The organism is Pseudomonas folii (assembly GCF_014357575.1).
GTDB classification, from domain to species: Bacteria; Pseudomonadota; Gammaproteobacteria; order Pseudomonadales; family Pseudomonadaceae; genus Aquipseudomonas; species Aquipseudomonas folii.
Genome location: NZ_JACONW010000138.1, coordinates 1 through 14,521 on the forward strand (window position 1 = coordinate 1; position 14,521 = coordinate 14,521).

Consider the following 14,521-nt stretch of genomic DNA (forward strand, 5'->3'; position numbering starts at 1 on the left):
CCTACAGGGGTGCACTTGAATGCGTACGTCTTGTTTGACAGGAAAATATAAACAAGAATGCATCTGGCAGACCCTGTCGGCCAGATGTACAACACAGTCAGATCAATCGTTCTCGGTCCAGTCGAAATCCAGCTGCAACGCGGTGCGCTCGGCCAGTTCTCGACTGTGCAGGCGCTCCACAAGATGCAGGCTCATGTCGATCCCCGCAGAGATCCCCGCCGACGTCACGAAAGCACCCTCGTCCACCCAACGCAATGTGCTCAGCACATCGACCGACGGGAACATCTCTTTAAGGTCATCAATGTCTTCCCAGTGCGTGGTGACTTGCTTACCGGCCAGCTTGCCGGTCTTGACCAGCAGAAAGGCTCCGGTGCAGACTGCCGCCACCACGCGCTCCGGTACTGACTGCTCGCTGATCCAGCGGATCACGTCAGGCTTTTCCAGCTCGGCATTGACCACACCGCCCGGCACGATCAGACAATCTATCGCAGGGTGGTCATTGATCGAGAAATCCGGATCGACTTTCAACCCGGCACGGGCGCGGATCGGGTCCAGCGTACGGCCAATGGTGAATACGTTGAACAACGCCCGGTCATCGCGGCTTTTACGCAAGTGCATGCGCGTCGCGGTAGTGAAGACTTCGTAAGGACCTGCGAAGTCGAGAACTTCAACGTCGTCGTAGACGTATATACCGATGTTGATAGACACGAACGTACTCCTGGATCGCACCGGCGACCGCTGGCAAATGGTAAGGCAACCGCCTGATTTCAGGGCTTCAGGTTAACCAGTACATTTGCACCGCACTACTGGCGGAAATGCCAATATCCGGTAACATCGTGCCATGAAAAATCATCTCGTCGTCGCCCTCATCTACAACCAGCTGTGCACCTTTGAATTCGGCTGCACGGTTGAAGTATTCGCCCTTAAAAGACCCGAGCTGGGTGTCACCTGGTATGAGTTCGCTACGTTCCCGGTGGACGAAGGCCAGATCACAGCGGCAGGCGGTATTACCATCGTGCCGACGCCGGGCGAAGTGTTGCTGGAGAACGCCGATACCATCATTGTGCCCGGCTGGCGCGGAGTCGAATCAGAGGTCCCTCCCAAGCTGATTGCCCAGTTACAGGCCGCCCACGCCCGTGGCGCACGTATCTGCTCGATCTGTACCGGTGCATTTGTCCTGGCTGCGGCGGGATTGCTCGAAGGCAAGCGCGTCACGACGCATTGGCGCTACACCGATTTGCTGGCCAGCATGTACCCGGAACTGACCATCCAGCCCAACGAGCTGTATGTCGATCAGGGCCAGATTGTGACTGCTGCGGGTTCTGCGGCGGGCCTGGACATGATGTTGCATCTGGTGCGTAACGATCACGGCGCAAAAGTGGCGAACATGGTCGCGCAACGCATGGTCATCCCGCCCCATCGTGAAGGCGGTCAGTCGCAATATGCCTCGCGCCAGCTGGTGTCTGCCAATGAAGGACCGATCTCGAAGTTGATGGACTGGATCCGCAGCGACCTGCAACGCCAGCACAGCATCAAGGACATGGCGGACCACGCGGCCGTCAGCACCCGCACGCTGCACCGCAGTTTCATGGAAAGCACCGGCCTGACCCCCAACGACTGGCTGCTGGGTGAACGCATTGCCTACGCGAAGGAATTACTCGAGTCCTCGAACATGCGCCTGACTGAAGTCGTCGATGTCGCAGGGTTCGGCTCCGAGGAGTCGTTCCGTCGCCACTTCCGCAACATCGTTGGCGTCAGCCCCAGCAGTTATCGCAAGCAATTCACCAGGGCTTGATGGCTCACGGCGAATAAATCGCTTCGATCAGGGCCTCTGGAAACTCCCCCCAGGCCCCCGCCACCGCTGTGTTGGTCATCGCCACCAGACTGATTTCGGCTTGCGGATCCACCCAATAATGGCAGCCGTAAATCCCGCACCACGACCAGCTTCCAGGTCCTTGTGATTGCCGGGCCTGAAGCGGATCGGTCAGCAGCATGGGGCCGAGGCCAAATTTCCAGCCAGGCCCCCTGCCCCCGATCTGTACCTCACCGATCGCATTGCTTAACAGGCTGGATGTGGCAGCCTCGGTCAATAACGGCGCGCCGCCCAGTCGCAAGCACTCCAGCAAACGCAGATAGTCATCGGCGCTGCCGGTCATCCCGGCCCCGGCCGACGACCAGGCGCGCGGATCACTGCTGCGACAGGCCGAAACGCTGGCCTTGCCGGTTTCCAGATGCAGCTCATCAGCGCAGTTGATTAACACCGGCAAATGGGCGTCATCCTTGTAGGCACATGCCAGGGATTGCGGATCATCCTCGTGGAATCCAGTAGCGCTCATTCCCAGCGGTCCGGTGACCCAATGCCTGATGGCCTCAGGCAATGTCATGCCAGTCGCGCGTTCAACCACCACGCCCAGTACATCGGTGGCGAGTGAATACCGCCACGCGCTGCCCGGTTTGAACAGCAACGGAATGCTCGCCAGCCGCCGAAGGTTTTCCGCCTGATCGAAAGCGACGAGATCCAGCCCGTCGCTGACGCCAATCTGCTCATAGGCGTTACCGGGGGGCATTTCAAAACCATAAGCCAGCCCCGACGTGTGGGACAGCAGATGGCGCAGCGTGATAATCGGCATTGAGCCGTCCGCCAGTTTCGGCGTGAAATCCGGCAGCCAGCGGGTCAGCGCATCATCGATATGTAGCACGCCATGTTCCTGCAAACGCAGAATGCAGACCGAAGTAATCAGCTTGGTCAGGGACGCCAGCCTGAAACGTTGATGCCGGGTGATGGGCCTCTGCGCCTCGCGATCCGCCCAACCCCGGGCACAGGCGTAACGAAGTTCACCCGCCTGAGCCAGCAGCACCACGCCACCGACAATCCGGCCTTGATCAACAACGCCATGCCAGACTTCGTCGATGCGCTTGATGGTTGCCGCGTCGACAATCACCGGCCTCGCACCGCATTGCAGAATATCTGCGCGTACATCTCAGCCGAATGGCGGATCGGATTGGTGTGCGAGCAGCCATCGGCAAACGCCATCTGCCCCACCAGCTCGGCATCGTGTTCGTCGATACCCAATGCACCAAGCGTATGGGGAATACCGATGTGCTCACGCAGCGTCAGCAACCACTCCATCACCCCGTTGAACCCCGGCCGGGTCAAACCCAGCGCCACGGCCAATGCATCCATTTGCGGCCCCAACGCCGATTGATTGGCCTGCAACACGTAGGGCAACAGGATCGCGTTGAGCAACCCATGGTGATGGTCATACAGAGCGCCCAGCGTCTGAGCAATCGCATGCACGCCACCTAGGCCGCGCTGAAAGGCCGCTGCGCCCAGGCTGGAAGCCACGAGCATTTCCTGCCGGGCCTGCAGGTCGCTGCCATCGGCAACCGCTCGAGGCAGGAACTGTTTGATCATCTGCATGCCCTTCACCGCAACGGCTTCTGCCATGGGGTGATACGTCGGCGAGCAGTACGCTTCCATGCAGTGGGTCAAGGCATCGACGCCGGTTGCGGCGGTGAGGTCGGCGGGCAAACCCAGTGTCAGGTTGGCATCCAGAATCGCCACCCGCGGCATCATCCGGATATGCAGAATCGTGCGTTTGACCCGTGCCTGTTCGTCAGTAATCACTGAGGCCCGACCGACTTCCGAGCCAGTCCCGGCCGTGGTGGGCAACGCGATAATCGGGGCAATGCCGTCAGGGTCAGCGCGCTTATGGTTTTCACCGATGTCTTCAAAGTCCCACAACGGCCGAGTCTGCCCGGACATCAACGCGATGGCCTTGGCGGCATCCAGCGCGGAGCCGCCACCAAAGGCGATCACTCCATCATGGGCGCCCGCTTTGTAGGCTTGCAGACCCTCGGCGACGTTGGTCCCGGTCGGGTTGCCTTTGACCTGATCGAACAGACTGCAAAATCCGAGTTCTTTACGGCAGTCCGCCAGTGCACGCTGAATCATGTCAGTACCGCCGAGGAAACGGTCAGTCACCAGCAGTGGTCGACGGATACCGCTGGCTTCGCAGGCCTGGGCCAATTCCCGAACGCGCCCCGGCCCCACCCGGATCGACGTTGGGTAGTGCCAATCATTGCTTTGCATGGTGTTCATCCTTGTTCAAATCAATAAGAGTTGCCCCGTGCCCCTGACACCGCACTGCCGCGCAGCAAACACAGTTCCGTGTGGGAGCGGTGCTTGCCCGCGATAAGGGCGACGCGGTCTGAAGGGTAAATCGCGGTGCTCTTATCGCGGGCAAGCACCGCTCCCACAAAAATCGCACCTATTCAGTGATTCATGATTTGTTTGATAGGGGGTTGCGCAGGTTGCGGATCAGACAGGCCACAACCCGATCAGCAAGCGCAGGCCAAACGCGACCATGAACACTCCGGTGATGATGTCGATGGCCTTTTTCATGCGCTGATAACGCGCCTGCACGGCGGGAATGGAAAACAGCGTGGCAAGCAACACGAACCAGGAGATGGCCAGCACGGCAATGATCAAAACCCCGGCGGTACGCACCCACATCGGCAAGCCCGGTGTCGAAACAGTGGTGAACACACTGGTGTAGAACGCCAACGCCTTGGGATTGGTCATGTTGGTCAGCAAACCGAACCGATACGCCCGGCCGAGACTGCCAATGCCCAGTTCGCCGATGTTGCGCGGCTTGGGTTGCGCCCCCGCATTACGCAGGCTTTTGCTGCCGAGCCAGATAAGGTAAGCGCCCCCCAGCACCTGCAACGCGGGTTGCGCCCAAGGCAACTGCTGAAACATCAGCCCCAACCCCGTGGACGCCAGCAATGCCCAGATGATGCTGCCCGATGCAACGCCCAATCCCGCGCAGATTCCCTGTTGTCGGGACTGGCTGATGGACAGTTGGGTAATGACCAGAAAATTCGGGCCGGGGCTGATGATCAGCACGATAAAAGCGCCGGCGAGCGCGGTCAGCAACGTGATCTCGACCATGGAGATAATCCTTCTTCAGTAATTGGATAAAAGTGAATGTGTGGAGTTAATCAACCGCCAGACTCTCGACCTCGGCATGCAGCGCCGCGAGGCAGGCGCGAACCGCAGTCCGCGCCTGCAAAGGTGCTTTGCAGGCAGGGTCCGGCGTTGGCACGTAATGGTTGTAAAAGGTGCTGCCTTCGACGCCGGGCCCCAGTACCCAAAGGCGTTCGTGGGTAGAACCGTCGCGACGTAGCGCCCGGCTTTGGGCATCAACCGCGATGCCGTCAGCCGGGTATGGATGTGCCGCCCTGATCAGCCCCTGCGTCAGCATGTCGTTGATCAAGGGCAAACGGCTCTGGCTCAGGCCGCTGTGGGCGTTACGGGCATTGATCAGGCTGTCGACTTCAATCGCGTGGATGCCACCAGGCGCTAAAGGCCTGACCACGCCTGAATCCATCAAAGCCAACAAATCTTCGTAACGTTCTTTCTGCGGCCCGCCGACCAGTCGATTACCAAGGCCCGCCCATGCGCCGTAGAATTCAAGGGTCGAGCGATCATTGAGGCCATCGTGATCGGCGACCAATCGCAACAGGTCCCGGCAGTCACGCCAGACCTCTAGCGCTTGCGTGAGTGGACTGGCATCGACACCCAGACAACTGCGCGCCAGATCGCGGGCAATCCATTGCCGAAACCATTGGGGGTAGTGCTTCGGATCGCCCTGCCAGCCCTGAATACTCAGATAGTCCTGCGGCTCGAACGGGCCAAACTCCTCGGCCAATGATGCAAAAACATCCCGCACCGCTTGTTCAGTCCTCGCGTTTTGCAGCGAGTGGCTAACGAACTGCAGGCGGCCCGGCTGTTGCAGGCGCGCTTGCGCCAGGTAGAAAACACTGCGCATCTCGTCCTCGATCAGCGGCAAAACCTGCTGAGCGAAATCCAGTCGCCCGTCCGGGCTGTTTTTGCGCAGTCCGACGATGGCCTGCGCCGTAAAGAACAACCGTTGAGTCACTACGGCGGACGGCGTCCCCTGCGGCCGGCAATGAAACGGCAGGCCCGAACGGGAAAACAGATATATCTGCGGCTCCCGCCCCGAAGGCACGTAACGCCAGCTGCCCTGGCTGTCATCGCGGACAAAGCGGCCACCCCGGCCTTCAGTCAGGTGGGCGATCTGATCCATGGCGCTCAAACCAAGGCCTTCGACCGCTACACGCTTTCCATCGAAACTCGCCCCTGATTGCGGCGCATGCCCAATGGTCAGAAACACTGCGTCAGCCTCAAGGTGCGGCCCTTCAGCGGTGTGCAGGTGAAAGCTTTGATTACCAGATTTCGGGCGACAGCCAGTAATCAGGTTCCGACGATGGTTGACCTGCACATGGGGCGGGCAAAGCGTCAGCAGATGTCGATAGCAATCCTGCAGGTAACGGCCGAGCAGCTTACGTGGCACGAAGTCAGCAAACTCGATGGGCCGCCCTGCTTCGCTGACACTTGAATGACCGCGCTCATTCAGACGCAGCCCCCCAGCGCTACACCATTGCAGGAAGGTCAGGCCCGGCGCTTCATCAGGCGCCCAGGCCGGGTACGCCGATGAAAAGCCGGACAACTGGCCCGCCATGGTGTTGAGCATCAAGTAGTCAGGCTGCTCCGGCAGATGCAGACCACTGCCGGGCAGTTGTGGGTCGAACAGGTCGATCACCAGCGGCGTGTGCGGATCCCGCCGGGCCTCGCCGATCAGTTGTTCCAGAACACTGAGGCCGCGAGAGCCCATACCGATGATGACAATCCGTTGGGCGTCGAAAAACGTTGGCATAGGCATCACCAGCGCTTCGATTCGAAGAAAAACTCCGGCACCGGCAACGCCGCGCCCTGCTCCACTGCGCGGTCATAGACGCGCTTGCCCACCGCCAGATCGAGTACTCCCAGGCCGAACGGCGAGAAAATCGTCGGCCGATCCGGGCTGACCTCTACTTCGCCCAGCATAAGTTGCGCCAGGGTGCCGGTGATGAACCCGCGATGCTGATAATGCTGTACGGCCAAATCCGGCGAGGTCTGGGCTTTGAGGCAATGCTCGACGTCGTCCAGGATGTTATTGGCCTGCGCAATGATCTCCGGCCCCAAGTCCCGCAGGGAAATATTCAGCAGGATCTGCTCAGGCCCAAAGCGCTGTTCAATAACGTAAGGGCTCGGCGCCGTGGTGGCGAACACCACGACATCGGCCTGCAATGCCCTATCGAGGTCAACTGCCTGACACACCAGTTGGTGTTGCACGGTGGCGTGACCGACGAGTGCGGCGGCTGAATCGCTGTGCAGATCGAATACTTCCAGCGCTTCGATCTGCCAACCGTCGCTGACGAACATATCGAGGATGGTCCGGGCAATGAACCCGGCCCCTACCACCGACAAGCGCCCGATCCTGCGCTGCTGCCTGTTCAGCCAGCGCGCCGCCAGCACCGCTGAAGCTGCCGTACGCATGGCGCTGATCCGCGATGCTTCCAGGCAGGCGTAGGCATAACCGCTGCGCGCCTCATTGAGGATCAATACCGCGGAAGCGCGTTGCAGGCCGGATTCGATGTTGCCGGGGAAACTGGAGATCCACTTGATGCCACTGACCGGTTGCTCGCCGGACAGGCTGGCAGGCAGCGCAATAATGCGATTGGCCGGAGCCTGCGGGAAGCGCAGGAAGTAACTGTCGGGGTTGATGCTGCGCCCGGCGTGATGCTCCAGATAGGCCTGCTGAACATCATCGATGCAGGCCACTGGATCCTCGGCGAGGATTCGCGCGACAGTCTTGCCATCGACCACATGAAAAGCCGACTGCTTGAGGCGAGCACTGTACAAGTCAGTGGTCCGCGATGACTCGACAGGCATGTCATCCAGGGTCATCTGCAACACCTGACGGCCAAACCGCTGTTCGACCCAGTGATCGTCGTAGAGGGTGTCGAGATAGCGTTCGCCCCAGTCCGGAGAGAGCGCGACGACCACCGAACCCGGTTCAATGCGCTCGCGCCAGGCATGCACCGCGGCGATGACCGTCGCGGTGGAACCTCCCACCAGCAGGCCTTTGTTGCGCGCCAGCAAACGGCACATGGCAATGGTCCGCTCCTCCGGGACCATTTCCAGATAATGAATGCCCTCGGCATTGAAGATCGGCGGCCGCTGACTGGTGCCCAGCCCCGGAATGAAACGCTTGCCGGGCGGCGTATCAAAAGTCACCGAGCCCACACTGTCCACCGCCACAATCGTCGTCGCGGGATGGTGACGGCGGAAATACTGTACGCAGCCCATCAGTGTGCCGGTGGTGCCCGCGCCGACAAACAGGTAATCCACGTGGCCGAAGTGCCGACCGATGGACTGCGCGGTGGTTCGGGCATGGGCGCGCGGGTTGGCAGCGTTTTCGTATTGGTTGAGCCACACGTATCGCGGATCGGCAGCGACTTTCTCGCGGATCAGCGCAATGCGCGTGCCGAGATAGCCACCATTGGCGTCCAGCTCATTGACCTGAATGACCTCGGCGCCATAGGTCTGCATCAGGCGGATGTTGTGATTGGAGCTGTTGGGATCAACCACGCAGGTGAACCTGATGCCGCGTTCGGCACAGATCATCGCCAGCGCCACACCCAGATTGCCCGACGAGGATTCGATCAGCACGGTGTCCGCGTTGAGCTGGCCCCGACTCTGCAAATCATCGACCAGGCCAACCGCCGTCTTGAGCTTTATCGAGCCAGCAGGATTCAGCGACTCCAGCTTTAGAAAGAACTCAGGCCCGATTCCCGCTACTTTGAGAAAGGTCTGGTCGTGAACGATTTCGGAAATATTGTTGTACATGTGGGTCACGTCATTCAGCCAGCAGCGGTTCAAGGGTTTGTGCCTGCACGGCACGTTCGAGGCCCAGCGCGATACGCTCTGCACGCAATGCCATCAGCGAAAACGACTGACTGTCGCTGATGCCGTGACTGCGTTCGGAGAGCCCGTTGACCCACACCTTGATGTCGCATTGGCCCTGAGTAGCGATGCGGTAATCACGATCAATCACCAGTCCGCCATCCAGATCGGCCTTGAGCCACGGCTGCAAGTTGCTCAGCAGCGGCGGCAAGACAGGCTGCTGATAACCGGTGCCCAGCACGATCACGTCAATCTCCAGCACCTGACTGCTCAAGCTGAAGGTGTCTGTCAGTGTGACCCGGTAGCCATCAGTGGTTTTTTCCACCTGGCTGATCTCGCTGTAGGCATGGGTGCGCAGGCGTTGGCGACCGGCGATGGCGTCTTCGTAAATCAGTGAAAACAGCTTCTGGCTTTCGTCCGGATCGATTCCGGCGTAATTGGTCGAGCGACTCCAGTCCAGAAAACGCTGCCGGGCGGCAGGGTCCAGGCTGTGGAAGTAATCCACGTGGTCTGGGGCGAACACCCGATTGGGGAATTGTCCGAGCTGGGTCAGTTTGAAACCCGCAGAACGATGAACCGAATGCACAAGGATGTTGCGCTCCCGGGCGATCAGTTCCAGCACCGATTCGCTTGCACTCTGCCCTGAGCCGACCACCAGCCAGCGCTTGGGCAATGACTCGCCGAACGCCTGCAAGCGGGTCAGGAACTGCGAGGTGTGAAATAACGTCGGGCCAGGTAGACCCTGGAAAAGCTGAGGGATATGAGGCGCGCTGCCGCTGGACAGCACGATATTGCGGGTTTCTACACGGCCGTTCGGTGTTTCGATCTGAACACGGCTAAGGCGCCCCTCCTCCATCACCGGCAGAATTTCCCTGACCGCTGCATTGAATTGCGTCTGACCATCGACTTGCGCCGAGACCCAGCGCAGGTAGTCCGACCATTCGTGGCGACTGGCCGGACGCCCCAGCAGTCCGAAGTCGAACAGGCGGCCCTGGTCCTTGAGGTACATGGCGAACGAAAAGCGGCTGCGCGGATTGCGCGGCGTGACCAGATCACGGAACACGTGATGATTGATGTCAGTGCCGCTGAGGAGCAGTTCGCGATGCCACTGCGTGTCATGTGCGGCTTCCAGAAAACACATCGAGAGTTCGCCAAGCGGCGAGCCCAGCTCGCGTGCGTCTTCGAAGACACACGACAGCGCGATGCCAGCCGGGCCGAAGCCGATACACACGGCGTCTGCGTGAACGCCCCCTGTTGTTGATGCACTCATTTGCGTCCCATCCATAGTGTTTAAGGCATTGCTATTCGTTAATGGCTTGCAGCCCTCGGGGGCCCACTCGCCAGAGGTTGTTACACGCGCCCCGGCGCTCGCCCTGATCGAAACTGACGTCGCCCAACGGCGTGTTAAAGGTGGTGTGATTCAAGGCATGCAGCAGCTCGGCGCGACGCCAGTGGCGGCCGGCCAATACGCCCAGTACGTGAAACAGCAGCAAGCTTTCCCGGTAATAGGTCTCGGGAACAAGATCGACGCCTTCCCCGAATAGCTCGCGATACTGCGAGGTGCCCGGACATGGCTTCGCTTCGTTCTCGGCATTACCGAAACCGATCACCCAGGTCGTGCGATCGTCTGCAGCGGCGTTGCCCAAGTACGGCGAAGCGGCGTCATCAGTCAGGATCAACGGCCGGTGACTGCCCGCCGCACGACGTTGCTGCCAATGCTCACGGCTGCTGCGCAGGCGCCCGGCAAATACTTCCACCTGTGCCAGTTCACGCTCATCGGTCTGGCGTAGGCCGCCATCCCTTGCGGCCTGAGCTATGCACTTGGCCAAGGCTTGCCCGTGCGCGCTGTGGTCGGGGGTGATGTGCAGGGTTTGCCAGCCTTTCAAGGCGATCCAGCCCAGCAGATCCCTGGCCAGTTGCCGGTCCGACGGGCAAAAACGAAACACGTTGTGGTGGTCCTGGGTCAGGCAATCAATCGTCGCCGCCGGAGTCAAAAGCGCAATTCCTGCTTGCCGATAAACCGGTGCTGCGCTGACTGCCGCATCGGATGAGAAATGGCCGATCACCAGATCGACGTCAGCAGCCGCCATGTGCTCCGCGACCTGCTTGGCACGCGCACGATTAGCGCCATCATCAAGGAAATGCCACTGCACCTGAGCCAGTGCCGGGATGAAATTACGTGCCACGCACATCGCCCGCAGAAAGGTTCTGGCGTGCGGGGTATCCGCAGGATCAAACAAGGCAGACACACCGACTTTGAGCATCGTCATGGCTGCACTCCCGCGACAACTTCCCCATGTTGCATGGCACGTTTTGGGGAAAGTGCCGACCAGCCAGCGCTGGCTTCCTGACCCAGCAGATGCCTTAGCATGTGCTCAAAAGCGATCTGGGCGATGCCTGGTGCAAATTTGAAACCCAGGCCGGACATGCCGGTGGCGACGAACACCGGGCTGTCCTCCCCGACAAAGCCCAGCAACGGGCGACCGTCAGGGCTGTAGCTGTCTAACCCCGGCAGCACGTCCAGCACTTCAGGGTGGGAGCAGCCAGTCAGTTGGCGCACTCGCTCGATTGCGTCCTGTCGATTACGCAGGTCAGTGGCTGGCAGATCATCCGGAGATTGCTGCGTGTCGCGAAAGCCACAGCCGGTTTGCACCACCTGACGCGTCAGGGGAATCAGGTAACTCCGGCTGACGGCATCAATCACCGGCATGCCGGCCGCTGTGTCGGTCAGCACCCGAGCCAGCGGAATGGAGCGGGTTTCCAGTTGCAGACCCGGTATCCATTGCCGACTCCAGCCACCGGCCGCCACCACCACCGCACGACAGCGCAGAGTGCTCTCGCCCAGCCGTATATGGACCTCGTGAGGTGATTTGCAATCGATGGCGCGTACTTCGCAATGCTCCAGCAACAGGCCGTTGCGCCGTACCACATCTGCCAACAGTTGCGCAGCCAGCCTTACGTTGCCGATGCAGGCATGGGGCTCGTACAGATTGACCCGCGCTTGATCAGGGCACAATGGAAACTGCCCGCCATCCAGCTCGCGACTGGCGATCAGGCGCATGGGGTAACGAGGGCTGGCGTGTTGCTCAATGGCGCGGCACAGGTCGTCCATTTGCTCAGGCGCAGCGCGATAGATTGCGCCGCTGCGCTGCAAAGCCCGGGCGTAAGTACCCGCAAAAATGGCGTCTTCCATCAAGCCGATGGAAAACGCAGCCAGATCCATCAACAGTGGATCGGGGTCATACAGCCGCACCAGCCCGCCGGACAGCGCACTTGCTCCGCCAGCGCCTGCCGCGTCCTTATCGATCAGGGCCACAGCCAGTCCGGCAGTGCTGAGCCGGGCCGCGATACTGGCGCCGACAATGCCCGCGCCGATCACTGCGACGTCATAGTCCATCAACATGAGGTGTGCGTCCGTTCAAATGCAGTATTCAGCGGCCGAGCCGGTGAGAATCGTTGCGCTGACCCTGTCCAGGGGCAGCTCGAATGATTCGACGATGCGTGCGGTCGTGTCCGGAATCAGCGCCTGGCCGGTCACGGCAATGAACGCCGCGAAGTGGCTGACCGGGCGTCCTTCACCCAAACGAATGCGCGCCATGGCGATGACATCCAGCAGCACGCTGGCCATGGTTTTCATGGAGAATTGTTCCGGCTGGGTGGCCTTGATCCATTGCAGGCGCAACGCTTCAAGCAGGCCAGCGTCAGGTCCACACATGCCGCTCCACCAACTGCCGCGCTGCTGGGCACCCGCCTCAAGCAACGCAGGGAAAAACTCGCCAAACAGGCTGTCGCGCCAGAGCAGGAAATGCTGCAGACGGAAATCGCCCTCACACTCCTCCGGCGCAATACTCGCCAGATACAGCCGGGCGCTGTCGGTACAGGCTTGTCGGGCCAGATCGGCGACCCAGATCGCATGGTTGCGGCTGGTGGACAGGTTCAGGCCGTCAAGCTTGAGGAACTGGTTGGGCATGAAGTGTTGGCGGATCTGCAGATCGTCCAGCACAGACAACAGGGCCGGGTAGACCACCGCGTGGCTGAACACACAGTCGAAGCCGAGAAAATGCACCAGCGTGCCCTGCCCCGATTGCCAGTACTGCTGGAACAGCTCGGGCTCGCCTATACGAGCGGCGTGCTCACGGAATGCGGCCATATAACCGGCCAGCCCCATGAACCAGGTGTGCACCCGGCACGAATCGCCTTCGGCCAGATCCAGCCCAGCATCGCCGGGCCGGGTCACGCCCCAGTCGTGCAGATGTTCGAGCGTTTCGGGCAGCCAGCTGTCCAGCGGCTTGCGCCACTTGCGATTGAGCAGGCTGTCGCGTAATGCGGGTTTGAACTGCGCCAGTTTGAGGAATGCCCGATGGCTGCTGCGCCATTGCACCGGCTCACTGCACAGCTTGCAACGCAGTTCGGTCATCAGTTCGGAGTCGGGAGCCTGAGCGCAGTTTTCACACTGACTGGCATCGGACTCGGCCCCGCAGTAGTTACACAGGCCACGAGCAAATGCTTCGTAACCCCAGACGTCACAATCAGGGCAGTACGCTTCGCTGGAATCACGAAATTCGATAACACCCGCCTCACGGGCCTTGTCGAAAACCTCTCGCACGGCGTCAGCAAAAAACGCATTGCCGTGGGGCCGCATCCAGTTGTCGGGTCTGATATTGATCGCCGCCAGCGACGCCTCAATCCGGTCAGAGTTGCGCCCCGCCAGCTGGACCGGGTCCACGCCTTGCTCCAGCCCTTTGCGCAGCATGTACGACTGGTAATCGTCGGAATAGGAAACCAGCACGCAGTCGTGACCCCGCTGGCGCTGAACACGGGTGAAAACATCCGCCCCCAGAAAAGGCCCGGCGATGTGCCCGATGTGCAGGTCGCCATTGGGGGTCGGTGGCGTGATGGTGACAACGAACCTAGTCATTCAGGCACCCCGTGGTTTCGTTGTGCCGGGCGACGAAGTCATTGACGTAGTTCATGTCCCACCAGACCACGTAGAAGTGAAAGTCCTCTTCCGAGTCATTGATGATGTAGTGATTGGTGTGTTTCGGAATCGCCGCGATATCACCCACGCCGAACTCCAGCTCACGTTCACCCACGATCAGTCGGGAACGGCCTTTGATGGCGATGAAGATTTCCTGATCGATCTGGGTGTGCGCTTCGCTGCTTGTTCCTGGCCGGACGACGCACCATCCCCCGGCAAACGGCATGGGATAGCCCTGCCATGGCAGTAAACGACTGCCGTCCAGGCCATACTCATGAACGAGATTATCGAAGCGGGTTTGTCGAAGTATTTCGAACTTCTGCATGTTCAGCCTCCGTGGCTAATTGATGGCCAGGAGCATGCAATCGACGGCGAAAAGTGGCTATCTGATCCATTGATAGATCGCCAGTTTCGTATCGAATTTTTAGATTTTCAGGGCGGCAGGGTCGCGCTCCAACCGAGGTTTTTTTCGTTATGTAGATGGGTTAGCTCTTATAAAACAATGCAACTATCAGAATGCTTTTCTGTAGGAGCTCACGAGCACCGCGAGGCTGCGATGGCGTTCTTTCTGATACACCGTAATCGCGGCCTCGCGGAGCTCGTGCGCTCCTACAGGTCTCAGTACTTCGGGACAGCGAAGTGTCAGGAAAGCAGAGGCGAACACTAGTCAGACAGAACGCAACTGCCGGATGTGGAATGGTTTTCTGTAGGAGCGCACGAGCACCGCG

12 protein-coding genes are annotated in these 14,521 nt (G+C 60.1%); 1 reads left to right on the plus strand and 11 read right to left on the minus strand.

What is annotated here, in order from left to right; all coding sequences use genetic code 11:
• Positions 1-102: 102 nt before the first annotated feature.
• On the minus strand, positions 103-708 hold the full coding sequence (locus H8S59_RS21640; protein ID WP_187522755.1) for a DJ-1/PfpI family protein: 606 nt from the start codon (positions 706-708) through the stop codon (positions 103-105).
• Between the two features lie 133 nt (positions 709-841).
• Here H8S59_RS21640 and ftrA point away from each other — a divergent pair, with 133 nt between their 5' ends.
• Positions 842-1,795 (plus strand): transcriptional regulator FtrA, encoded by a 954-nt coding sequence (gene ftrA / locus H8S59_RS21645; RefSeq protein WP_095093766.1) that lies wholly within the window; start codon positions 842-844, stop codon positions 1,793-1,795.
• Between the two features lie 4 nt (positions 1,796-1,799).
• Here ftrA and H8S59_RS21650 read toward each other — a convergent pair whose 3' ends face one another.
• The 10 genes from H8S59_RS21650 to H8S59_RS21695 form a co-directional block, all read right to left on the minus strand.
• Entirely contained in the window at positions 1,800-2,942 is a 1,143-nt protein-coding gene (locus tag H8S59_RS21650; RefSeq protein ID WP_343073078.1) for a serine hydrolase domain-containing protein, read from the minus strand.
• Complete coding sequence (locus tag H8S59_RS21655) at positions 2,939-4,093, minus strand: iron-containing alcohol dehydrogenase (protein ID WP_187522756.1); 1,155 nt, start codon at positions 4,091-4,093, stop codon at positions 2,939-2,941. Before H8S59_RS21655 ends, H8S59_RS21650 begins: the two co-directional genes overlap by 4 nt.
• 228 nt (positions 4,094-4,321) lie before the next feature.
• Positions 4,322-4,954 (minus strand): LysE family transporter, encoded by a 633-nt coding sequence (locus H8S59_RS21660; RefSeq protein WP_187522757.1) that lies wholly within the window; start codon positions 4,952-4,954, stop codon positions 4,322-4,324.
• 46 nt (positions 4,955-5,000) lie between these two features.
• Positions 5,001-6,743 carry an FAD/NAD(P)-binding protein gene (locus H8S59_RS21665; RefSeq protein WP_187522758.1) on the minus strand — a complete coding sequence of 581 codons (1,743 nt, stop codon included), beginning with the start codon at positions 6,741-6,743 and terminating at the stop codon, positions 5,001-5,003.
• 5 nt (positions 6,744-6,748) lie between these two features.
• The gene (gene sbnB, locus H8S59_RS21670; protein ID WP_187522764.1) at positions 6,749-8,758 is read right to left on the minus strand and encodes a 2,3-diaminopropionate biosynthesis protein SbnB; all 2,010 of its coding nucleotides are present in this window, start codon (positions 8,756-8,758) and stop codon (positions 6,749-6,751) included.
• Positions 8,759-8,768: 10 nt separating this feature from the next.
• Positions 8,769-10,085, minus strand: a complete 1,317-nt coding sequence (locus H8S59_RS21675; protein WP_187522759.1) for a SidA/IucD/PvdA family monooxygenase — start codon at positions 10,083-10,085, stop codon at positions 8,769-8,771.
• A gap of 31 nt (positions 10,086-10,116) precedes the next feature.
• The gene (locus H8S59_RS21680; protein ID WP_187522760.1) at positions 10,117-11,085 is read right to left on the minus strand and encodes an ABC transporter substrate-binding protein; all 969 of its coding nucleotides are present in this window, start codon (positions 11,083-11,085) and stop codon (positions 10,117-10,119) included.
• The gene (locus H8S59_RS21685; protein WP_187522761.1) at positions 11,082-12,218 is read right to left on the minus strand and encodes an NAD(P)/FAD-dependent oxidoreductase; all 1,137 of its coding nucleotides are present in this window, start codon (positions 12,216-12,218) and stop codon (positions 11,082-11,084) included. Before H8S59_RS21685 ends, H8S59_RS21680 begins: the two co-directional genes overlap by 4 nt.
• A 15-nt stretch (positions 12,219-12,233) precedes the next feature.
• Entirely contained in the window at positions 12,234-13,733 is a 1,500-nt protein-coding gene (locus H8S59_RS21690; RefSeq protein ID WP_187522762.1) for a methionine--tRNA ligase, read from the minus strand.
• Positions 13,726-14,118, minus strand: a complete 393-nt coding sequence (locus tag H8S59_RS21695; RefSeq protein ID WP_095093774.1) for a cupin domain-containing protein — start codon at positions 14,116-14,118, stop codon at positions 13,726-13,728. Before H8S59_RS21695 ends, H8S59_RS21690 begins: the two co-directional genes overlap by 8 nt.
• Between the last annotated feature and the right edge of the window lie 403 nt (positions 14,119-14,521).